This window comes from Sulfurospirillum sp. (genome assembly GCF_036802865.1).
Lineage (GTDB): Bacteria > Campylobacterota > Campylobacteria > Campylobacterales > Sulfurospirillaceae > Sulfurospirillum.
This window is the reverse complement of the sequence record NZ_DAIRVK010000001.1, coordinates 108,598-128,854: the sequence shown is the minus strand read 5'-3', so window position 1 is coordinate 128,854 and position 20,257 is coordinate 108,598. Positions and strand designations below refer to the sequence as shown.

General features: G+C 36.9%; 26 protein-coding genes. 14 read left to right on the top strand and 12 right to left on the bottom strand.

Annotated elements, in window-relative coordinates:
- The first annotated feature begins 2 nt into the window (after nt 1-2).
- The gene (locus tag V7Q04_RS00680) at nt 3-608 is read left to right on the top strand and encodes a YhgN family NAAT transporter (RefSeq protein WP_333802999.1); all 606 of its coding nucleotides are present in this window, start codon (nt 3-5) and stop codon (nt 606-608) included.
- A 22-nt stretch (nt 609-630) separates the two neighbouring features.
- Here V7Q04_RS00680 and msrA read toward each other — a convergent pair whose 3' ends face one another.
- Complete coding sequence (gene msrA / locus V7Q04_RS00675) at nt 631-1,158, bottom strand: peptide-methionine (S)-S-oxide reductase MsrA (protein WP_333802998.1); 528 nt, start codon at nt 1,156-1,158, stop codon at nt 631-633.
- Nucleotides 1,159-1,340: 182 nt separating this feature from the next.
- Between msrA and V7Q04_RS00670 the strand changes: the two genes are divergently transcribed.
- The 11 genes from V7Q04_RS00670 (at nt 1,341) to V7Q04_RS00620 (ending at nt 10,371) form a co-directional block, all read left to right on the top strand.
- Nucleotides 1,341-2,471 (top strand): ABC transporter permease, encoded by a 1,131-nt coding sequence (locus V7Q04_RS00670; protein WP_333802997.1) that lies wholly within the window; start codon nt 1,341-1,343, stop codon nt 2,469-2,471.
- Nucleotides 2,468-3,202, top strand: coding sequence for an ABC transporter ATP-binding protein (locus V7Q04_RS00665; protein ID WP_333802996.1), 735 nt, complete (start codon nt 2,468-2,470; stop codon nt 3,200-3,202). The genes V7Q04_RS00670 and V7Q04_RS00665 overlap by 4 nt, the downstream gene beginning before the upstream one ends.
- Before the next feature lie 7 nt (nt 3,203-3,209).
- Nucleotides 3,210-4,163: an MlaD family protein gene (locus V7Q04_RS00660; protein WP_333802995.1), complete on the top strand. Its 954-nt coding sequence runs from the start codon at nt 3,210-3,212 to the stop codon at nt 4,161-4,163.
- A gap of 10 nt (nt 4,164-4,173) precedes the next feature.
- Nucleotides 4,174-4,770, top strand: a complete 597-nt coding sequence (locus V7Q04_RS00655; protein ID WP_333802994.1) for an ABC-type transport auxiliary lipoprotein family protein — start codon at nt 4,174-4,176, stop codon at nt 4,768-4,770.
- A 2-nt stretch (nt 4,771-4,772) separates the two neighbouring features.
- Entirely contained in the window at nt 4,773-5,000 is a 228-nt protein-coding gene (locus tag V7Q04_RS00650) for a DUF1104 domain-containing protein (RefSeq protein WP_333802993.1), read from the top strand.
- Complete coding sequence (locus V7Q04_RS00645; RefSeq protein ID WP_333802992.1) at nt 4,987-5,661, top strand: response regulator transcription factor; 675 nt, start codon at nt 4,987-4,989, stop codon at nt 5,659-5,661. Before V7Q04_RS00650 ends, V7Q04_RS00645 begins: the two co-directional genes overlap by 14 nt.
- Nucleotides 5,618-6,805 carry a sensor histidine kinase gene (locus V7Q04_RS00640; protein ID WP_333802991.1) on the top strand — a complete coding sequence of 396 codons (1,188 nt, stop codon included), beginning with the start codon at nt 5,618-5,620 and terminating at the stop codon, nt 6,803-6,805. The genes V7Q04_RS00645 and V7Q04_RS00640 overlap by 44 nt, the downstream gene beginning before the upstream one ends.
- Nucleotides 6,799-7,134, top strand: coding sequence for a hypothetical protein (locus V7Q04_RS00635; protein ID WP_333802990.1), 336 nt, complete (start codon nt 6,799-6,801; stop codon nt 7,132-7,134). Before V7Q04_RS00640 ends, V7Q04_RS00635 begins: the two co-directional genes overlap by 7 nt.
- A gap of 72 nt (nt 7,135-7,206) precedes the next feature.
- Nucleotides 7,207-7,503, top strand: coding sequence for a c-type cytochrome (locus V7Q04_RS00630; protein WP_333802989.1), 297 nt, complete (start codon nt 7,207-7,209; stop codon nt 7,501-7,503).
- Nucleotides 7,504-7,833: 330 nt separating this feature from the next.
- Nucleotides 7,834-9,168: a c-type cytochrome gene (locus V7Q04_RS00625; RefSeq protein ID WP_333802988.1), complete on the top strand. Its 1,335-nt coding sequence runs from the start codon at nt 7,834-7,836 to the stop codon at nt 9,166-9,168.
- Nucleotides 9,169-9,180: 12 nt separating this feature from the next.
- Nucleotides 9,181-10,371, top strand: a complete 1,191-nt coding sequence (locus V7Q04_RS00620) for a hypothetical protein (RefSeq protein WP_333802987.1) — start codon at nt 9,181-9,183, stop codon at nt 10,369-10,371.
- Nucleotides 10,372-10,409: 38 nt separating this feature from the next.
- On the opposite strand, the gene V7Q04_RS00615 is transcribed toward V7Q04_RS00620, so the two are convergent.
- The 9 genes from V7Q04_RS00615 to rpsU form a co-directional block, all read right to left on the bottom strand.
- On the bottom strand, nt 10,410-10,772 hold the full coding sequence (locus tag V7Q04_RS00615) for a diacylglycerol kinase (RefSeq protein ID WP_333802986.1): 363 nt from the start codon (nt 10,770-10,772) through the stop codon (nt 10,410-10,412).
- Nucleotides 10,773-10,781: 9 nt separating this feature from the next.
- Entirely contained in the window at nt 10,782-12,371 is a 1,590-nt protein-coding gene (locus V7Q04_RS00610) for a phosphoethanolamine transferase (RefSeq protein WP_333802985.1), read from the bottom strand.
- Between the two features lie 41 nt (nt 12,372-12,412).
- Entirely contained in the window at nt 12,413-12,715 is a 303-nt protein-coding gene (locus V7Q04_RS00605; protein WP_333802984.1) for a hypothetical protein, read from the bottom strand.
- Nucleotides 12,716-12,718: 3 nt separating this feature from the next.
- The gene (locus V7Q04_RS00600; protein ID WP_333802983.1) at nt 12,719-13,216 is read right to left on the bottom strand and encodes a YajQ family cyclic di-GMP-binding protein; all 498 of its coding nucleotides are present in this window, start codon (nt 13,214-13,216) and stop codon (nt 12,719-12,721) included.
- Nucleotides 13,217-13,225: 9 nt separating this feature from the next.
- Nucleotides 13,226-14,158: a D-2-hydroxyacid dehydrogenase gene (locus V7Q04_RS00595; protein ID WP_333802982.1), complete on the bottom strand. Its 933-nt coding sequence runs from the start codon at nt 14,156-14,158 to the stop codon at nt 13,226-13,228.
- Nucleotides 14,159-14,161: 3 nt separating this feature from the next.
- Nucleotides 14,162-15,343: a glutathionylspermidine synthase family protein gene (locus V7Q04_RS00590; protein ID WP_333802981.1), complete on the bottom strand. Its 1,182-nt coding sequence runs from the start codon at nt 15,341-15,343 to the stop codon at nt 14,162-14,164.
- Nucleotides 15,344-15,345: 2 nt separating this feature from the next.
- Nucleotides 15,346-15,981, bottom strand: a complete 636-nt coding sequence (locus tag V7Q04_RS00585; RefSeq protein WP_333802980.1) for a UPF0323 family lipoprotein — start codon at nt 15,979-15,981, stop codon at nt 15,346-15,348.
- A gap of 6 nt (nt 15,982-15,987) precedes the next feature.
- The gene (locus V7Q04_RS00580; RefSeq protein ID WP_333802979.1) at nt 15,988-16,701 is read right to left on the bottom strand and encodes an integrase; all 714 of its coding nucleotides are present in this window, start codon (nt 16,699-16,701) and stop codon (nt 15,988-15,990) included.
- Nucleotides 16,702-16,833: 132 nt separating this feature from the next.
- Nucleotides 16,834-17,046 (bottom strand): 30S ribosomal protein S21, encoded by a 213-nt coding sequence (gene rpsU / locus V7Q04_RS00575; RefSeq protein WP_025343347.1) that lies wholly within the window; start codon nt 17,044-17,046, stop codon nt 16,834-16,836.
- 201 nt (nt 17,047-17,247) lie between these two features.
- Between rpsU and V7Q04_RS00570 the strand changes: the two genes are divergently transcribed.
- Both V7Q04_RS00570 and ccoG read left to right on the top strand, forming a co-directional pair.
- Nucleotides 17,248-17,949, top strand: a complete 702-nt coding sequence (locus tag V7Q04_RS00570) for a recombinase family protein (protein WP_333802978.1) — start codon at nt 17,248-17,250, stop codon at nt 17,947-17,949.
- Complete coding sequence (ccoG, locus tag V7Q04_RS00565; RefSeq protein WP_333802977.1) at nt 17,936-19,309, top strand: cytochrome c oxidase accessory protein CcoG; 1,374 nt, start codon at nt 17,936-17,938, stop codon at nt 19,307-19,309. The genes V7Q04_RS00570 and ccoG overlap by 14 nt, the downstream gene beginning before the upstream one ends.
- A 187-nt stretch (nt 19,310-19,496) precedes the next feature.
- On the opposite strand, the gene rplT is transcribed toward ccoG, so the two are convergent.
- Together rplT and rpmI are read right to left on the bottom strand one after the other, a co-directional pair.
- Nucleotides 19,497-19,850, bottom strand: coding sequence for a 50S ribosomal protein L20 (gene rplT, locus V7Q04_RS00560; RefSeq protein WP_333802976.1), 354 nt, complete (start codon nt 19,848-19,850; stop codon nt 19,497-19,499).
- Nucleotides 19,851-19,964: 114 nt separating this feature from the next.
- Nucleotides 19,965-20,159 carry a 50S ribosomal protein L35 gene (rpmI, locus tag V7Q04_RS00555; RefSeq protein WP_037961427.1) on the bottom strand — a complete coding sequence of 65 codons (195 nt, stop codon included), beginning with the start codon at nt 20,157-20,159 and terminating at the stop codon, nt 19,965-19,967.
- Nucleotides 20,160-20,257 lie beyond the last annotated feature (98 nt).

The window sequence follows — 20,257 nt, the reverse complement described above, 5'->3', positions numbered from 1 at the left end:
GGATGAATGCTGATTTTTCTATTGTTTCAACGGCAATTCTTTTATTTTTTGTGATTGATCCTTTTGGAGCAGTTCCCGTCATTCTCACTATTCTCAAAGATGTGGAGATGCAACGAAAAAAAATTGTTATTATCCGTGAAATGCTTTTTGGTCTTGGTATTTTAATGCTCTTCCTCTTTGGAGGAGAGCTTTTTTTAAACATTTTCCATCTGGAGACAGAATCTGTTCGTATTGCTGGTGCTGTGATTTTTTTTGTGATTGGCATCAAGATGATTTTCCCGGGAGAAGAAGGCAGTAGTGGACTTTATGGTACCTCTAAAGAGCCTTTTATGGTTCCTATCGCAATGCCACTTATTGCAGGCCCCTCAACACTCGCAACGCTTTTAGTACTCAGCAAATCTAACTCAGATTCTATAGGAAAACTTTTTATAGCTTTGCTTTTAGCGTGGTTTATCTCAGCACTCATTATGTACCTTTCCCCTATGCTGTATAAACTTCTTCGTGAAAAAGGACTTTCCGCCCTTGAACGTCTGATGGGAATGCTTCTTTTAATGATGTCCGTTCAAATGTTTATCGATGGCATACGAGGACTTATCCATACTTTTTAAGCTTTTCATCTAAAGGATTTGGCTACTTGACCAAATCCTTATATTCTTGTTTAAAATGACTTACTTTAGGCGAAACAACAAAAACACAATAGCCCTGATTGGGGTTATTTTTAAAATAGTCTTGATGGTATGCTTCCGCTTTATAAAATTCTTCCAAAGGTGTTACTTCTGTCACAATCGGTTTTGTAAACTTGTTAGAAAATGCTTTAATGGAAGCTTTTGCTTGTTCTTTTTGATGTTCATCGTGGTAAAAAACAATAGAGCGATACTGTGTTCCAACATCATTTCCTTGGCGATTCAGTGTTGTGGGATCATGGATGAGCCAAAAGATTTTCAAAATTTCATCGTAAGAGATTATTGTAGGATCAAACGTAATTTGTACTACCTCAGCATGACCGGTTACACCACTACACACTTGCTCATACGTTGGATTGGAAACAGTCCCTCCGGCATAGCCATTGATAACATCTAAAACGCCTCGCGTTTCTTCAAAAACCGCTTCTAAGCACCAAAAACAACCTCCACCCACTGTTGCAACTTCATACTTCATAGATACCTCCTTTGAACTAGCGTGAGTCATAACACTCAATAAAATGAGAATTAAAAAGAGCATTTTTTGCATAGACGACTCCTTCTTTTGTAAGATTATAACATGCCAAGACAAAACCCACTCTATGCCATTTTGAGTAATCTAATTATGTTATAATAAACAAAAAATTAGGGTGTCCTTTCATGAAAAAACTCCCCTCACTGGATGTAACACAAACGTACGAAGGTTTTAGTGTTTCATTGCAGGGTGTTTGGGTTAAAGAATCGATTCAAAAACTAGACCTTGCATTCAGCACTCTTACGTGCAAACCCAAAGCAAGCTACACATTTGATCTTTCAGGAATCACAGATTTTGACACACATGGAATTATGCTAATTTTGCATCATACTAAAAAACTTGAAGCACAAGGCTGCTCCATCTTTAAAATAGGAGCAAGTGAATCTTTAGAAAAACTTCTCAGTATTTGCGAACTGCATTATCCCAAAGAAAAAGTTGAAGAAAAAAAAGAACTTTTTATCCTCTCATTTCTTGAAAATGTTGGGAAAGATCTATTTGAAGGCTATAAAACTCTCTCTTCTTTCTTTGCGTTTACAGGAGAGCTAACGCATTTTGTTATAGCTGCTTTTTTTAAACCTTTTACCATTCGCCTTAAAGCAACGCTTTATCATATCGAACAAAGTGGTGCTGGGGCACTTCCCATTATTTTACTCACCTCTTTTTTGATTGGTATCGTTATTGCGTATCAAGGGGCAACACAACTTGAAAAATTTGGTGCTAATATTTTTATTGTTGAGATGGTTACAATCTCGGCTGTGCGCGAACTGGCTCCTCTTTTGACAGCTATCGTTATCGCGGGACGAAGTGCTTCTGCCTATGCTGCACAAATTGGTGTTATGAAAATAACTGATGAAGTCGATGCTATGAGTTCTATGGGCTTTTCTCCATGGAATTTTTTAGTCCTGCCTCGTTTGTTTGCACTTATTATCTCTTTACCTCTTTTGGTCTTTTTTGCAGATATTATCTCTGTTTTTGGTGGCATGGTTATCGCTACAACAAAACTGGATGTAAGTTTTGTTGAGTTTATTGACAGGATTAAACAAACAGTAGCGCTTAAACATCTCATCATAGGGTTGATTAAAGCACCTATTTTTGGCTGTATCATTGCTACCATCGGCTGTTTTCGTGGTTTTCAGATTGATAGTAGTACCGAGAGTGTTGGGAAATACACAACAATCAGTGTTGTCAATGCTATTTTTTGGGTCATCGCCGTAGATGCCATTATCTCTGTACTTCTTACGGAGATGGGCTTATGAAAAATCACGTCATTATTGAAGCAAAAAATATCGTTACTACTTTTGGCAGAAATGTTATCCATGATGGTATTAATTTTAAAATCCAAAAAGGTGAAATTTTTGGTCTTTTAGGCGGCAGTGGTAGTGGGAAAACAACCCTGCTTCGTGAAATGATTATGCTCCAAAAAACCCGTGCGGGACAAATGCTTATTTTAGGAACTGACGTACAGACTGCTTCATCGAAAATGGCACAAAAGCTCAGACAAAAATGGGGAGTGTTATTTCAATTTGGCGCTCTGTTTACCTCTTTAACCATTTTAGAAAATGTCACCATTGCAATGCGTGAGTACACAGATCTACCGGATTGGCTGATAGAAGAATCAGCTTTGATGAAACTCTCAATGGTAGGGCTTCCTCCTAAAGTTGCGAATATGTACCCTTCTGAGCTTAGCGGTGGTATGAAAAAAAGAGCAGGCTTGGCACGCGCCCTTGCCCTCGATCCTAAGCTACTTTTTTTGGATGAACCCACCTCGGGGCTTGATCCACAAAGTGCGAGGGCTTTTGACGAGCTTATTCTCACCCTTCGCGATACATTGGGTATTACCGTGGTTATGGTGACACACGATAAAGATACGATTGCAAATGTATTAGATCGTTTTGTGATTTTAGGGAACAAAATTGTACTGTTTGAAGGCACTATGGAGCTTTTAAAACAAACAACCAACGATGAGTTGAAAAAATTTTTAAGTTGAGGCCAAAATGGAAAATAGACTGAGTTATATTTTAGTAGGTGCATTTATTTTTGTATTGCTCATCGGAGGTGTTTTTTCAATTCTTTGGCTTGGAAATTATTCCGACGAAGGAACGTTTAAATTTTATAGAGTTGCTACCAAAGAGTCTGTCTCAGGACTAAACGAAAAAGCCCCTGTCAAGCTTCGTGGTGTTCAAATTGGAGAAGTACGAACCATTACCATCAATCCAAAAAATGCAGAAGAGGTCTTAGTGACCATTCGCGTTCAAGATAATTCCCCCATCAAAGAAGACACTTATGCCGTTATTGAAGCACAAGGTATTACAGGGCTTAGTTTTATTCAACTCCAAGGCGGTACGAATGATGCAAAAGATCTCAAAACTAGCGGTAAAATGGAAGAATACGGCATTATTTATTCGCGTCCATCTACTTTTTCAAGACTCGATAAAACGATAACATCATTAAGTACTAAAGCTGAGATGATTTTTGAGCGAGCTGAAAGTATTATGAGCGATAAAAATGTTAAAAATCTTGAAATTATTATTGAAAATAGCGCAAAAATTGCAGAATCTACACAACGAACATTAGCAAATATCGAAGCCCATAATAAAGAAATTAATCAATTGCTCAAAGAAGCAACTGCTGCCGCTAGTGGTATCAAAGAAATGTCATATTCTTTTACCTCAGCAGTTGATAATACAGGTGTTGATACTATGAATAAAGTACGAGAAGCAGCTTTAAATGTCACGACTGTTATGGGAGGTCTTAATCGAAAGATTGACAAAGGCTCATTTGATGTCGATATTTTAGTGAAAGAAAATTTAATGCCTCTTCAACAAACACTTCAAGAATTACACGTACTTGTCAATGAAACCAAAGATTTGGTTACGAACCTCAAAGATAGCCCGAGTGATATCCTCTTCAAAGAAGAGACCATCAAACCTGCTCCAAATGAACGATAAAGGAAAGACAATGAAAAACCTACTTTTAGCCCTTACCGCACTCTTATTTTTAAGTGGTTGTAGCGTTAAAGAAACAACCCTCAAGCCTTACAATTACACCTTAGAGCCCATGCTTAACTTAGAGCATTTTAGTGTCCACAACCAAGATGTTATCAAAGTAGCCTATATTGATTCACCCAGTGGACTCAATACGAGATCTATTTTATATAAAAAAGATGGTGCTATGCAACCTTACAAATACGGGACATGGAGTGAAACACCTCCTTTAAAACTGCAACACCTTATTACCGAAGCACTGCAAGATCAACACCATTTTGACTCTGTTGTGTCAGGCACTTCCATGGCATCCAATAATCTAGTGCTAGAACCCATACTTCAGAACTTTGAAGAGGTTTTCAGAGAAAATGGCACATCTTATGTTCATGTTAGCCTTCGTTTTAGAGTCGTTGAGATTAAAAGTGGTGAAGTGATAGGAAGTATAAAGATCGCTTCCAAAAAAGATGTTACGAACACGAATGGTGCCGAAGGAGTTGCCGAAGCTTTTAATACCGCAACCGCAGAAGTCATTAAAAGTCTTTCCATTTGGATCAACGAGGTTCGTAAATAACAATGCTAAAAATTCTTTTTGCCTGTTTGATCATACTGACTACACTGTACGCTAAAGCTGATTTTAGCGAAATGAGTACGGAAGAGTTAATCGCATTGATTGGCTATATTGATCAAGACAAAGAGACTTTTTTGTATCAAGAACTGGATAAGCGTTTAGAGACTATGAGTGAAGAGCAAAAAGCACTCTATGAGGAAGATAAAACAAGAAGAACCAATGCCCAAAACTAAACTCCTTCTTTTAGAAGACGACACAAATCTAAGTGAAACTGTATGCGAATTTTTGGAGTCTAAAGGCTATCATGTCACGCCTGCCTATGATGGAGAAGAAGCTGAAGAAATGCTCTATGAACATCATTTTGATCTTTTCTTACTGGATGTCAACGTTCCTTCCATCAGTGGTTTTGATCTGCTCACAAAAGTGCGTAAAGAAGGAAATACAACTCCTGCCATTTTTCTCACATCACTGAATGCCATCGAAGATTTAGAGCACGGCTATGCGAGTGGTTGCGATGACTACTTGCGTAAACCTTTTGCACTTAAAGAGCTTCTTTTTCGCATTGAAACCATTTTGAAACGTGAGTTTTTTCACGCACCTAACCCTAAAATAGGCATTGATGAGGGCATAGAGTATGACTCACTCAGTAACCAACTGTTAGTTAATAATTCTGTTATTAAACTTCAAAATAAAGAGGCAAAACTACTCAAACTCTTTTTACAAAAGAAAAATGAAATCATTAGCCATGAGATGATTATGGCACATTTATGGGAATACGACGAACAAGGCAGTGACGATACACTTCGCACGTACATTAAGAACCTTCGTAAAATTATGGGGAAGGATCGCATTGTTAGCATTAAAAAACTGGGATATCAATTTACGCTCGCGTGAGAAAAAAACGCTAAGATCGTTTTTGTTTCTCTACGCTTTTTTAGCACTGCTCATTTTAGCGTTCGTAGCTTTTTTGTACTATGGTTTGGAGCGTGACTTGATGCTTCAAAACCAAAGAGAAGCCCTTTCAAACCTTACAAATGAGCAAATTGTACGACTTAAATCTTTACATGTAAACCTTGACAAAGAACAAACGTATCCTAGAGATGAGCGTTTTAACTCTGCCATTTATGATAGCAGTCTCAAACAAATTTTCTCAACTCTCAGTACACCTAAAGTCAATCTGTATGAAGATATTTACCTTAAAAACGATCACATCTACTTTATCAAAGAATTAGAATCTTACTATCTGGGTGCGCGTTACATTGCAATAGAAGTTGATGCGCCACATTCATGGGATAAGAAAGTTTTTCGAAAACTTTTAATTTATGGCGCTATTATTTTTAGTATTTTAGTGGTTATAGGTTACTTTTTACTGGGTCTTTTACTCCGTCCCATGAAAGACACTATTTCACTCTTGGATCGCTTCATTAAAGATACTACACACGAACTTAACACTCCTGTTAATGCCATTCTTTCTAATATCGAAATGATTGATACACAAACACTGGATGAAAGCTTGGCAAAAAAAATCAAACGTATTACCATTGCCTCAAAAACTATTGCCAATCTTTATGATGATCTCACATATTTAGTACTATCACATCAGATTCTCTCCCAAGATGTTGAGGTCGATCTAAAATTACTCATTGAAGAGCGTTTAGAGTACTTTTCACTGCTCTTTGAATCTAAAAAAATTGAGCTAAGTGTTGAGCTTAAAGAGGGTGTCATACTCACAATTGACCGTAAAAAAGTTGCAAAACTGCTCGATAACATTCTCTCTAATGCCATCAAATACAATAAAATAGGCGGAATGATTCATCTATGCCTTACCCAAAATAGCATTGAAATTAAAGATAGTGGAAGAGGCATAGAAAAAAATAAAATCAATCAAGTCTTTGAGCGTTATTCACGCTTTGATCGAAGTGTGGGAGGTTTTGGGATAGGGCTTAGCATTGTAGCCGCCATTGCTAAAGAATATACTTTACAGGTAAATATAGACTCAATCCTTGGAGAAGGAACAACAGTGAGAATTACATGGTAAAAAAAGCTCTTATTTGTCTACTTTTCGCTTCTTGCCTTGGTGCAAAAACAGGTGTGTATGAGAAAAATTGCATCCCTTGCCATGAAGACATGGCGGTTAAAATTGACAAATTTTTTTACCGATATTTGCTGAAATACAGCAGTGAGGTCGAAGTCAAACGTGCCATGAGCCACTATCTTAAAAATCCAAAAGTTGAAAATTCTATTTTGGTTGATGGGCTCATTAATCGCTTTGGCATCAAGAAAAAAACAACCCTCAGTGACGCTGAACTCCAAGAAGCTCTTGATAGCTACTGGGACAAATACAAAGTTTTCGATAAATTAAAATAACTACTTTTTTATTTCACAATACATTCACTTTTAATCTATATAATTCTTCTATTATTTATATAAGGAGTTACAATGAAAAAGGTATTATTTCTGGCAAGTCTTGTATGTGCCACCTCTATTTTTTCAGCAGATGCGGAGACACTTTTTAAAACTTGTGCAACCTGTCATGGGGCTAAAGCTGAAAAATCGGCACTGAACAAATCGCAAGTTATTGCAGGCTGGAGCAGTGATAAAATTATTGCTGCACTTAACGGTTATAAAGAAGGTACTTACGGCGGTACTTTAAAAGGTACGATGGTACCCCAAGTTAAAAACTTAAGTCCTGATGATATTAAAGCTCTCGCTGGCTATATCTCTACGATCAAATAATCTTTGTGAAGGGAATTTTTCCCTTCGCTTCTCTTTTTCTCTCTTATCATTTTAAACTACTTGTATCTCTTTACGTAACCTACCTTTTTTATACTTCTAAATTTAACATTAAATTAACACTGCTATGTCATTGTTTTACAGAAGGAAACTTTTAGTTTTAAAGTGCAGCTTACCCGAGTTGATCGCCAAACCTACATCGGGTAAGCACAACGCGCTTGTTGCAACGCGGAAAAATTTTACTCAAACAAGGCTTAAAGACTAAGCTTTTTTCTGCGTTACATTCAAGCACCTTTTTTCATGTCACCATTATAATCTTAAAGGAGGTGTTAGGTGGAATACATTGGATTATATCCTCTATTCTATTTTCCGCAAATTGGTTCAGCTTGGCTGATGGGTATTACGGGTGCTATCCACATTATGGCGTCACATACGTCTGTGGGTGCGGCTTTATTGTTTGCTTTTTTAGCACATAAAGCCTATAAGGAAGATAGACCTGAGTTGTATGAATATATGCGAAAATATGGCATGTTTTTATTGATCTTCTCTTACGTTGTTGGCTCTATTACGGGTCCTGGTATTTGGAACACTGCTACGGTTGCGAGTCCTCGTGGTATTAGCGCTCTTATCCATAACTTTGTTTGGGTCTGGGCAACCGAATGGGTCTTCTTTATTGTTGAAGTGATTGGTGTTTTTGTGTTGGTTTATACCATCGGTAAAATCGATCGAAAAACCCATCTCAAAATCACCTATATGTTTGCCCTCGCTTCCGTTTCTACGCTCTTTTTGATCATAGGTATCATCAGCTTTATGATGTGGCCTGGGTCTGATGTATGGTATCAGACAGGATCGGCCAGTGATGCATTCTTTGGTATCAACACATTCCCACATATGTTTATTCGTATCGGTTTTATGATCGTTATGTCTGCCGTTGTTGGTTTTGTGATTGCAGGTAACTTGAAAGAACTTACCTTAAAAAATGAAATCATCCGAAAACTGGCTTTTATTGGATTGAGTGGTGGTTTTCTCATTCTTATGAGTTTTCTTTGGTATGTTCAAACCTTGCCACAAAGTGCATTAGATCTTTTTCATACTGTATTATGGCCACTCAATGGCATGAGTAGAATCATCACCGTTTCGATTATTGCAGCTTATCTATTCTTAGCGTTTGCTCTTCCAAGAATTATTAATGTTCCTGTTGCAACGATAATGCTTGCAGTTGTTTTAGTCTTGGGTATTTGGCCAGGAGAAAAAATGCGTGAGAGTATGCGTAAGCCTTATGTTGCAGGCAGATACGTTTACAGTAACCAAATCATTGGACGAGATGTTACAGGTAAAAATATCAAATCAGAGATGGCTATTATTGCGGAGAAAGGTTTGCTCACTGTAAGTCCATTTATTCCCGATAGGCTTCGTACAATTACGCCTGAAAATCAACTCGAAGCGGGTAAATTAATCGCAAAACTCGCGTGTTCAAATTGCCATGCACTTGAGAAAGGTGCTGCGTATAGACCATTGCCAGATCGATTCCCTGGGCAAGATGCAGCAACCATAGAAGTAGTCCTCAATGAAGTCATTGCTACAGGTACATTTAGCTATATGCCTCCGATTAAATTACCAGAGCACGAAACAAAAGCACTAGCAGCTTGGCTTGCTACTCAAAATTAATAGGAGAAAACTATGGATATGTCTTTAGTGTTAAATTCTCTACGCGATCCAGCGGGAGTACCATTTTATCCCATTGTCTTTCAAGCATTGTACATCCTCACATGGGCATTGCATATCGCCTTTGTTCTACTGACATTAGGTGGCATGGTTGTTTCAATTGTGGGACATATGAAAAAAAATATCGATGATAACTGGAAACTTCTTGAATCCCATATGATTCAAGTTTCGAAAATAAGCGTCTCAATGCTTATTGTACTAGGCGTTGCACCACTTTTGTTTACACAAGTTATTTACGATCCAAACTGGTATGTCACAAACACGCTCTCTGGTTTGTGGGTTGTCGCATTTATCTATATTTTATTAGCGGGTTATGCGCTTTTATATTGGTTTTACTACGCCAACAAGAGTAATTCATCCTTTGCTGGCATTGCAGGTATTCTCTCACTTATTGCATTGATTGTTGCGGGCGTTTTAATGCATGCATTTGCGCATGAATCCATTCAAGTGGATCAATGGATGAATTGGTATGCTCCTAATGGCGTTGTGGATAATTCAGGCACAAACCTTCATATAGATGTGATACGACTTGCCTTTATGGTTAGCCTCTCCGCTCCAGTTGTGGGTATCTTTTTGTTAAATTATGCCGATTATTTTTCCAAAAGAGATGATTACAGCGCAAAATACATTGCATTTACACGTAGCCTTGGTCAAAAAGTTGCGCTTGGTGGCTTGCTTCTAAGTGCCGTACTTTTTGTAGTGTGGACATTTACACTGGGCATGACTTTCCATCCATTGGTGATTGCCATTGTTCTTTTTGTACTTCTCTTATTGGCGATGGTAGCAAAAGGCATTAACAGCTATGTTATCACCCTTGTGTTAGTCGTTACAGCACTCTTGATTTCAACGCTTCGCGAAGTTATTCGTATGAACATCATGAGCAAATACGGCTATACCATCTATGACTATCCGATGAATATAGACTGGCCAACGGTCGTTATGTTCTTGTCAACATTTGTAGGTGTTGGATTTACAGCAGTTGGATTTTTGCTCACCCTTGCATGGAGAGCAGGACGAACCAAAGGAGTTTATAGTGCAGATTCTACGGTTACTAAACTAGCAGATTCTACGGTTGCGATTACGATTATTTGGGTAGTAATTTTTCTTGGCTGGGGCATTATCGCAGTCTTTAAAAATTTTCTTTAACACGCTCTATCACAAGGCTATTTTAGCCTTGTGACTCTTTACATGTAAGCATGAATCAAACTAAAGCCCCAAACAACCACAAAAATGGCAATACTTAAAAAAACAACCGCACTGCCTGCATCTTTAGCTCGCCCTGCCATCTCATGATACTCCAGTGTTACTAAGTCGGTCACACGCTCAATTGCACTGTTAATTGCCTCTGCCATAGGAATTCCCATAAGCGCAATAAACATAACAAGTTTATATAAAAGATCCAGAGGGAGTACACACAAAACAGGAAGTAAAATGAGCACCAAAATTAACTCTATTTTAAAAGAAGTCTCATTCGCAATCATATCTTTTAGCCCATTAAGCGCATAGGTTGTATTTTTAAAAAAGTGATATTTGGGTTGGTTTCTCACACTAAGCCTTTATTTTTTTTGGTATATTAGTATATCTTTTGTCTTATCATAAAGTGCTGTTTGCACACCCATAACACCTAGAATTGTATGAAAAAGGTTGTCATGTGAATACGCTTGATTTGCTCTTTGCGCAAGAGCTTTACTATCAATGCGCTCTTTACTCTTAGTGCCAAACCACATCAGTGCACCTACATGTGTCTGTTCATCAGGTGCCATAAAATAAGGAACACCATGCAAATAAAGCCCTTTTTCCCCCAATGATTCACCATGATCTGCCATATAAATCATCGCTGTTTCAAAATTTTTATCATTCTGTTTTAAAAAATCAATCGTTTTGGAAAGAAAATAGTCAGTGTATAAAATCGCATTATCATAGGCATTACCAATCTCTTCTGCGCTACATTTTTCTACTTGATTTGTCTGGCATGTGGGTGTAAATTTTTCAAAAGCTTTCGGATAACGCTTATAATAGGCAGGTCCATGATTTCCCATTTGATGCAGAACAATCACCACGTCACCTTTTTGCGCATTCACATACTCTTGCAAACCAACGAGCATCCCCTCATCACGACATTCATCTTCGCATACAGTATTGTTCCCCGCTGAGCGGTAGTCCTGATACGTTACGCGTAATGCAACACCTTTGGAGTCAGAGTTATTATCTCTCCATAAAATACTTGCACCACTACGATTTAAGACATCGATTACATTTTCGCTTGCTTTCGCTTCTTTGTCCGTATAATTTTTACGCTCCAACCCAGAAAACATACAAGGTACTGAAATTGCAGTAGATGTCCCACAAGAGTAGAGATTAGAGAAATTGATGATCTCCTCTTGTTTCAATAAAGGATTGGTTTCTCGTTCATAGCCATTGAGAGAAAAGCGATTGGCTCGTGCAGCTTCACCAACAACCACAATCGTGAGCTTACGCATTCCATCCTCAATTTTTTTGGCATCTAAGCCAATTTGTTTGAGCGTTGTCTCTTTTTTATAAAACGTATTTAAAGCATACTTCCCTGAAGAGTAGAGACAAAAGGTTGGATTGGTGTAATAACGTAAAGGCTTATTTTCTCTAAAAAATGACGTGTAAAAACGATTAAAGGCAAACAACATGACCATAATAATAACAAGCGCGATTGCAATGCTTTTTATTTTGCCCCAAACTTCTTCTTTGAAACTTCCATAAACAACAGGTACCCGGTAAATAAGAAGAGAAGGTATAACTCCTAAAAAGAAAAAATAACCTAAAAGCTTCAAATTGATAAGGTCCATAGACTCATTAGCATTGGTTTCCATAGCATTTTGAATCATCGTATCATCAAGAATAACGTTGTACGTATTCATAAAATAATTAGTCACCGAAGCCAGTAATAAAAACATTATAAGTAATGGTTTTAGGGTATAACGCGAACTAAGTAACGTTACTAACAATGCAATAACAGTTGTTAAAATAACCCCCAATGAAAATAAAAAGCCTAAATTTGACATAGAAACTTCGTACACATCTGTCACATGTTTGAAAAAAGAGACATTATCAAAAAGGACTAAAAAAATCGCTACGATAACACTCAATCTAACGCTGGTTATTTTAAATTGCATTCATTCTCACTTGATATTTCTTTATACATCTAAAGTATAGTTTAGTTTTTTAAACAAATGTTTTTAGCCAGATACCATTTGACAATTGCCATCGTTGAATAGCTCATTTCTCTCTGTTCGAAAGGAATAGATGCTATACGCATTTTAGAGCTTATTACACCACTGACCAGTGTTAAAAAAAGAAAGAAAGCGATACCTATCAAAATATTGTATACATAGCCTATCCAAATCCCTACCAAAGAAGGTGCATACGCAAGTGCCCCATACAGGCAAAACATAACAATACGACACCAAAACCCCCTTATTTTGGGGATTATTTCAATAATGGGTGGGATTTGATCCATGTGTTACTTGAGATTCGTAAAATTTACAGGAAAATCAAAATCGCATCCGCGAATGGCTTTAATCGCCTCTTGCAGATCATCAATTGCCTTACCCTCAACACGTACAACATCCCCACGAATTGAAGCTTGCACTTTGAGTTTGAGCTCTTTAATCTCTTTAACAATTTTTTTAGCATCATCACTGGAAATGGCATCCACAATACTGACCGTTACTTTCGTTTTATTGCCACCTGCGACCTCACGTTTTGTCTCTTTAAGTGCCTTAGAAGAAATCTCACGCTTAATGGATTCAGAAATTAATGCCTCAACCATAGCATCTGCTTTAGCATCACTGGTCGTAAGCAATGTAACCGTTTTTGCTTTTTCATTGTGATCAAACTCACATGTAATGCCCTTAAAATCCCATCGATTGGTAATCACTTTTTTAGCTTGTTCGTAAGCGTCTTTAAACTTTTGCTTATCGATCTCAGCTGTAATATCGAAACTATGTTCTTTTGCCATTTATTCTCCTTATTGTCTTAAAAATTCTTTAATATTTTCACCCACTAAACGGATAAGTTCCGTTCTAGCTTCAATACTTGCCCATGCAACATGTGGCGTGATAATGAGTCGTTCAGGATACTTTACATGCAAAAGTGGATGATTTTCTATCATTGGCTCAACACTCAATACATCCAGCCCTACAAAAATCTCTTTAACATCAATGACCTCTAAAAGATCTACCTCATTCACAATACCACCACGCCCTACATTGACAAGTATCGCACCTTTTTTCATCAAATTCAACTGCTCTTTAGTAATTAAATTTTGAGTATTTTCATTGAGCGGTGCGTGAATAGAGATAACATCACATGTTTGCATCATTTCCTCTAAACGAACACGTTCATACAAGCTGTCACTATTTACACCACTGGTTGAATAGTAAACCACATGAGCCCCAAAAGCAGTAGCGATTTTAGCAACTTCTCTGCCAATCGTTCCTAGTCCAATGATACCCCAACGCTTCCCTTTAATCTCCCCAAATGGGCGATCTATATGTGTATAAATTGAGCTTTTCGTCCATTCACCCGATGCGACATACTGAGCATAATAAGCACAATGCCCTAAAAGCTCCAACACAAGCATAAACGTAGTTTGTGCTACAGATGCTGTCGAATAACCAGCAACATTTTTAACGACGATACCTTTTTGCTTCGCATACACTAAATCCACATTATTCATACCTGTAGCAGTAATGCAAATAAGCCCTAAATTAGGGCATGCATCCATAACTTCTTTATCAATAATGACTTTATTAGTCAATACGATCTTTGCATCGCCAATATGCTCGATTCTTTGGGACATAACGGTTGTATCAAAGGCTTCAAATACTCCAAACTGCTGAAAAATGCTCAAATCCGCATCATCACCCAATGTTTTGGCATCTAAAAAAACAATTTTCATTCTTTAGTCCTTTATACGGTGTCCCACAAATTTTGAAAAGTTCTCCATAATGAGCCCTCCTCTTCTAAAGCCAAGTCCACACCCTTCATAAGCAAAGAAAACACCTGCTTGGTATGATTTACCTGCACTATCGGTAGGAAGTTCTACATATTCTTGGTATATAGGTTTATAATTGCCATATTCACCATCTGTTTTAGCAATAACAGCCATAGCATCATCATAAATAACCGTGTTAGCCCCTTCTCGACCAAAAGCTCTTTTTTCAACCTGCTTTTTGCCCTTAAGTGGCACATACGATGTCTCTAACAAGAGTGGATGATTTGGGAAAAGATCCCACAACACTTTCATAAACGCTTTACTTTGAAACAAAAGCGTATACGCAGGATTCAAAATAATGGCACGTTGTTCTTGGACTATTTCATTCAACAAAAGTGCTAAATCGCCCTCTTCTATCGCGATATTTTCCCAAGGAATTAGTTTGAACCAAAATTCAAAATTATCATCCCCTTTAAAAATACCTTCCTGCCCATTAAATCCAACCTCATCTACATAGGCAAAGTCTGTATGAAAGCCAGCTTCATTGGCGGCTGATTGAAGCAACCTTGTTGTATTTTCATCTTCAATATTCCCTCGAATAGAAGAAAAAAGAATTTTCCAACCATCATAATATTTAGAAAAATCTTCGGTATTTCCTCCAAGAACTACAAGGCGTTTGAAGTTTTCTTTGAGTGCTTCAAAAACTGTATTAAATTGCTTTGCTTCATCCATACCATTAGCCTTGAGCATCGCCCATTGAATGATGGCTGTTTCATACAATGATGTTGGGGTGTCTGCGTTAAATTCTATGAGTTTGATAGGCTTTCCATCAATTCCTCCTGCAAAATCAAAACGACCATACAAATGCCAATGTACATCATTATCCCAAGAATTTTTAATAAGCTCCACTAAATTAAAAGGAATATTGAGTTCATGAAAAAGATTGTTATCAATCACATACTGCCCTGCTTCTGCAAACATATCGTAAAGGTCATTTGCAGCTTTATAATAAGCTTCAACCTCATTATTTGTTACAAGCACCAACTCATCAGCAATATACGATGTTTGATCTGCATCTGTATGCCAATAAAATCCAATAGATTCTAAAAATTCTTTACTTAACGGTTTAATTTTTTCTATATGTAACATAATTAACTTCCTGAACTTGGTGGGGTACTTGAACTTGATGTGCCACTCGATGAACTACTGCTACTTCCAGAGCCTGAACCAAAATAACCACTGCTTTTAGTTACGCCACTACTGGTAGTTGAGGTAGACATCGGTTTGTTAAAGCTTGTTGAGCTTCGCGAGTATGCCTGTGGACTTGAATAACTAGTAGCTCTTTGGTTTTGATATGTTGGGTTATTGAAAAGTTTTCCACCTATCCAACTACCAATCATTGCACCTGCGATGCTGGAGAGAAGAATTCCTCCCAATCCCATTTGACCAGAGCCAATGCTGGAGTTGGTAAGTGCAGATGTGTTATTGTCAATCTTTTTAGCCTCTTCTTGTACCAAAGCATCAATTTCCGTTTGTGTTAAAATACGCTCACTTCCATCAGGTTTTCGTACAATTACACGTGTCGTGGAACTAGGGTACTCCTCTGCAATTTTATACTGTCCAGGAGAAATTTCATCAACGATCACCAATGCGCCTTGTGTTTTAGCCGCATCAGAAAGTGCATTTTTATTCCCATCTTTTTGATCACAGCCTTGCATGCTTGCAATAACCATAACACCAATACCACCCGCGATCATATAATCTGAAATTGTACGAATGTAACGCATTATCTTTTATTCTCCTAGAATCTCTTTAAGTTTTTTCCCTTTTTTAATAAAAAGCTTGCCATTTTTATCCATGACGTCATTCAACTGACCTACTTTTTTCCCTATCCTATCACTGATGTGTTGCTTCTCTTTTTTTGAAAATCCCTTTTCTTTGAGATAACTGCGCAAATCTCTCCAATCACTATACGACTCAAACGTATCTTCCACGACACCATTCTCTTCATCTTCATCAAGAACATCCGCTTCTTCAAAAGAAAAAGGTGTAACGATGGTATTTTTTGGTGTAGGCATATTCACCGCAGGCGTAGTAGCTGTTCCTGTTTCATTTCCAGTGTGTGTAATTTGTCGATTTGCTAACGAAAGAATAGCTTTGAGTTGTTCATCTCTTTCTTTGTAAATCATTTCAATTTTTTCTTTTGATTCTATCAATAAACGTTCTTTATCCGAAATAAGACGCTCTTTATCGGATTCAAGCTTTTCGTTCTTAAGCTTCATCTCTTCAAGTTGTATTTTTAGCAGTTCTACATATGCACTATCAGTACTACTTTCCAATTTACGGGTACTTGAGCCTTCTTTAATGCTATTTTTTGTTAGTAAGATGTACTTTACTCCATTTTCAACAACACTTTGTAACGACCCTCTTCGCAACCGATTATAGATAGCCTCTTTACTCACGCCCAATAGCTTTGCCGCCTCAATAACGGTTAGTTTTTTATCCATCTCGTAACCTTTTTGCTAACAAAGAGAAATATATTTGCATTCATGTTATCATAGGTTTGTTTAGTTTATTTTGAGAAATTTTTTGAAGAATGAAGAAGAGAAGCCAAGAAGCTAACTTCTTGGCTGTGTGTGTTAGAGTCTCGACTCGTAACGGCGAAGCATATAAAGTCTTTTCAACTGTTTTTTGCGAGCACTAATTTTATCTTTTTTGCGTTTTTCTGTTGCTGTTTCATAGAAACGTCTTGCACGCACTTCAGTTACAACTAGGTTACGATCAACTTGTTTTTTAAACTTTCTATACGCTTCGTCAAACGAGTCGTTAGGATGTACTTTAATTCCTGGCATACTCTATCCACCACCTTTCTGATGAATTTAGGGATGCATTGTACCCAACTACGTTTACATATAAGCTTAAACTATGTAATTATTTTTTATGAATACTATTTTGCAAAAGATTAATGACGTAAAAAATCATTTTATCATTGACTTTTTACGTCATTAGCTGTATACTTTCGCTCATATAAATGATAAAAAGGTGACATTTTTATGAATATTGTCCTTTTAAAAAATAGGAGTGATGATTTCCCCATCATCATTCAACAAAAACAGATTTTAAAATATGCGCATCACCATGATGTCATAATTGACACAACAGAGATTGAAAACTCTGATCCTGCGCTTGAACTCGAAGAGCGTAAAGAGTTTAAAGGTTTCTTACGCTCCCTCTCAAAATATGATCATATTATTATTTTTGATCTTTTTACTTTTTCAAGAAATGTTGAAGAATTGGTCAAAATTTTTGAATGTTTACTCACACGTTCCATTTCTGTCCACATTGCTGATGTTAATGTCTGTATTCATGTTGACTCAAAACCCTTAGTTTTACTTGATTTACTTGTCAAACAGCGAGAACTCAATAAAAAGCTCGATAAGGAAAAAACCCAAGGAAGACCAAAAGGTCGAATGTCCAAATCAAAATTTGACACATATCGTCCTCAAGTCATAGAGCTTCTTGAAAATCGTACATCAATTAGTGAAATTGCAAAGATTTTACAAGTAAGCCGTACATCATTAAAAGATTATGTTAATTCACGGGGCTTGAAAGAGCTTGTAAAAGCAAAAATAACCCTGCTCCAATCATCTCAAAAACAACCACTATCACTTACAAAATCTAATGTTGATAAAGAGTGCTCACTCATAAAACAACCAACAGATCAAACAGAAGGAATACACTATGAATTGCAATAGCGATTGTTCAGTTCAACCTATTTATTATAGATTGAAACGCTATATTAGTTTTGGCATTATTACGTTAATTTCTCTTATTTTGCCATTTATTACAATAGAAGGTAAACACTTTTTTTTACTTAGTTTTGATAAAAAACAGCTGCATCTTCTTTTTACCACTTTTGATATGCAAGAGCTTTACTTAATGCCTTTTGTTATCATGTTATTTTTCTTAGGCATCTTTTTTATAACAACACTTGGTGGTCGCGTTTGGTGCGGTTGGTCTTGCCCTCAAACTATTTTTAGAGTTCTCTTCCGTGATCTTATTCAGACAAAACTATTAGGTATTAGGAAAAACATCCACAACAAACAAAAAGAGCCTGAAAATCAATTCTTTAAACGCTTTTTTGCCATTCTTATTTGGGGTTGTTTAGCACTTCTTGCAGCGTCAAATTTTTTATGGTATTTTATACCCCCTGAAGATTTTTTTGTATACCTCAAAAGCCCTCTTGACAACAGTGTAATGTATGGCTTTCTGATTTGCATCACAGTTTTTTTAGTTTATGACATTGTTGCACTCAAAGAGAATTTTTGTGTCTATATCTGTCCTTATGCTCGTATACAATCAGCACTCTTTGATGAAAACACAATACAAACCATTTATGATGAAAAACGTGGAGGTCAAATTTTTGATGCTAAAGGTATTAAATTAAGCAATAAACCTCCTTTGGCAACGGACGATTGTACGGGATGTGAAGCATGCGTACGCGTATGTCCAACACACATTGATATTCGTAAAGGAATGCAACTTGAATGTATTAACTGCCTAGAATGCGCCGATGCCTGTACTCCTGTTATGGAAAAGCTAGGTAAACCTTCATTAATTACATGGACAAGCTCTAATGCTGTCGAAAAAGGGACTAAAACAGAATACTTCCGTTTTAGAACGATTGCGTATATAGTTGCACTTAGCCTTGCACTCGTTGGACTTTTTGCTATGGGTACACAAAAAGAATATATGCTCTTAAATATTAATCGCACTAGCCAACTCTATAAAATGGGTGACGATGGGAAAACTGTTGAAAATGTTTATACATTCTTGTTCCAAAATACAGATTCAAAAGATCATTTGTATTATTTTGATGTCTCCAATAGTGATATCAAAATTGATAAACCAAGTGAACCTTTCTTGCTCAGTGCCGGTGAAAAAGTAAAAAAAGTGGTTATTCTTGTTTCAGTACCAAAAGAACTTAAGGTTGAAGGTGAAGATCTACCTATTTATATTAAAGCATTTGCCACTGATGCAAAAGAAAAAATTGTTGTTGAACGCCACACCATCTTCATTTATCCGAAGAAAAGTGATATTCAGCCCTCTAAATAGGCATCTCTTTCGCGTAAGGATAATATCCTTACGCACTTCTTTGCTACTAACTTTTTAATTGTTTATGTTTAATTTGAATATACGTGCTGAAATATAGATTTTTTAATTATAAAATGATTGATAGTATAGGGGAAATTAAAAGGAGAGAGACTAGATGATAGAAATACCTATCATCTAGTCTTAGTTATTAAAGCGCTGCTTTTGCTTGTTTTACAACAGTTGCAAAGGCTTCAGGGTCATTCATCGCCATATCTGCAAGAATCTTTCTGTCTAAATTAATATTTGCTTTATTTAGAGCATTGATGAAACGTGAGTAGCTGATGTCGTTAAGTCTGCATGCTGCGTTAATACGTGTGATCCAAAGTCTTCTAAAATCTCTTTTCTTTTGTCTTCTATCACGGAATGCATAAACTAAACTTCTCTCAATTTGCTCTTTCGCTTTTCTAAAGTGTTTTCTTCTTCCACTAAAGAAGCCTCTTGCCATCTTTAAAATTTTCTTGTGACGTCTTCTTCTGACGATACCTGTTTTTACTCTTGCCATGGTGTCTCCTTGACCAAATAAATCAATGTCGGTGTCCCACTAGGGAACTTGCCCTCATAATGAGGGGAACATTACATGTAGGGTGAATGACTCTTGTCAAAAACTCTTTTTAAATTACGCTTTACAAAGCATTAATTTAACGGACTTCTCATCACGTGCATCAACAGATTTAGCAACTTTCAAACCACGCATTCTTTTCGTTGGTTTTTTAGTAAGAATATGACTTCTAAAGGCTGCCCCTCTTTTGATCCTGTTCTTACCAGCTCTAAAACGCTTTGCTGCGCCGCGTACCGTTTTCATTTTCGGCATGCTTACTCCTTGTATTTATTCTAAAATCTAATGGGGAAATATCCCCCTCTAGCATTAGAAAACAGCTATAATAGCTTAATATTCCTTAGAGGGGATTA

Excerpts from the sequence above, each read along its gene's own strand:
- V7Q04_RS00680 (WP_333802999.1), top strand. The coding sequence starts at position 3 with ATGAATGCTGATTTTTCTATTGTTTCAACGGCAATTCTTTTATTTTTT.
- msrA (WP_333802998.1), bottom strand. The coding sequence starts at position 1,158 with ATGAAGTATGAAGTTGCAACAGTGGGTGGAGGTTGTTTTTGGTGCTTA.
- V7Q04_RS00670 (WP_333802997.1), top strand. The coding sequence starts at position 1,341 with ATGAAAAAACTCCCCTCACTGGATGTAACACAAACGTACGAAGGTTTT.
- V7Q04_RS00665 (WP_333802996.1), top strand. The coding sequence starts at position 2,468 with ATGAAAAATCACGTCATTATTGAAGCAAAAAATATCGTTACTACTTTT.
- V7Q04_RS00660 (WP_333802995.1), top strand. The coding sequence starts at position 3,210 with ATGGAAAATAGACTGAGTTATATTTTAGTAGGTGCATTTATTTTTGTA.
- V7Q04_RS00655 (WP_333802994.1), top strand. The coding sequence starts at position 4,174 with ATGAAAAACCTACTTTTAGCCCTTACCGCACTCTTATTTTTAAGTGGT.
- V7Q04_RS00650 (WP_333802993.1), top strand. The coding sequence starts at position 4,773 with ATGCTAAAAATTCTTTTTGCCTGTTTGATCATACTGACTACACTGTAC.
- V7Q04_RS00645 (WP_333802992.1), top strand. The coding sequence starts at position 4,987 with ATGCCCAAAACTAAACTCCTTCTTTTAGAAGACGACACAAATCTAAGT.
- V7Q04_RS00635 (WP_333802990.1), top strand. The coding sequence starts at position 6,799 with ATGGTAAAAAAAGCTCTTATTTGTCTACTTTTCGCTTCTTGCCTTGGT.
- V7Q04_RS00630 (WP_333802989.1), top strand. The coding sequence starts at position 7,207 with ATGAAAAAGGTATTATTTCTGGCAAGTCTTGTATGTGCCACCTCTATT.
- V7Q04_RS00620 (WP_333802987.1), top strand. The coding sequence starts at position 9,181 with ATGGATATGTCTTTAGTGTTAAATTCTCTACGCGATCCAGCGGGAGTA.
- V7Q04_RS00610 (WP_333802985.1), bottom strand. The coding sequence starts at position 12,371 with ATGCAATTTAAAATAACCAGCGTTAGATTGAGTGTTATCGTAGCGATT.
- V7Q04_RS00605 (WP_333802984.1), bottom strand. The coding sequence starts at position 12,715 with ATGGATCAAATCCCACCCATTATTGAAATAATCCCCAAAATAAGGGGG.
- V7Q04_RS00600 (WP_333802983.1), bottom strand. The coding sequence starts at position 13,216 with ATGGCAAAAGAACATAGTTTCGATATTACAGCTGAGATCGATAAGCAA.
- V7Q04_RS00595 (WP_333802982.1), bottom strand. The coding sequence starts at position 14,158 with ATGAAAATTGTTTTTTTAGATGCCAAAACATTGGGTGATGATGCGGAT.
- V7Q04_RS00590 (WP_333802981.1), bottom strand. The coding sequence starts at position 15,343 with ATGTTACATATAGAAAAAATTAAACCGTTAAGTAAAGAATTTTTAGAA.
- V7Q04_RS00585 (WP_333802980.1), bottom strand. The coding sequence starts at position 15,981 with ATGCGTTACATTCGTACAATTTCAGATTATATGATCGCGGGTGGTATT.
- V7Q04_RS00580 (WP_333802979.1), bottom strand. The coding sequence starts at position 16,701 with ATGGATAAAAAACTAACCGTTATTGAGGCGGCAAAGCTATTGGGCGTG.
- rpsU (WP_025343347.1), bottom strand. The coding sequence starts at position 17,046 with ATGCCAGGAATTAAAGTACATCCTAACGACTCGTTTGACGAAGCGTAT.
- V7Q04_RS00570 (WP_333802978.1), top strand. The coding sequence starts at position 17,248 with ATGAATATTGTCCTTTTAAAAAATAGGAGTGATGATTTCCCCATCATC.
- ccoG (WP_333802977.1), top strand. The coding sequence starts at position 17,936 with ATGAATTGCAATAGCGATTGTTCAGTTCAACCTATTTATTATAGATTG.
- rplT (WP_333802976.1), bottom strand. The coding sequence starts at position 19,850 with ATGGCAAGAGTAAAAACAGGTATCGTCAGAAGAAGACGTCACAAGAAA.
- rpmI (WP_037961427.1), bottom strand. The coding sequence starts at position 20,159 with ATGCCGAAAATGAAAACGGTACGCGGCGCAGCAAAGCGTTTTAGAGCT.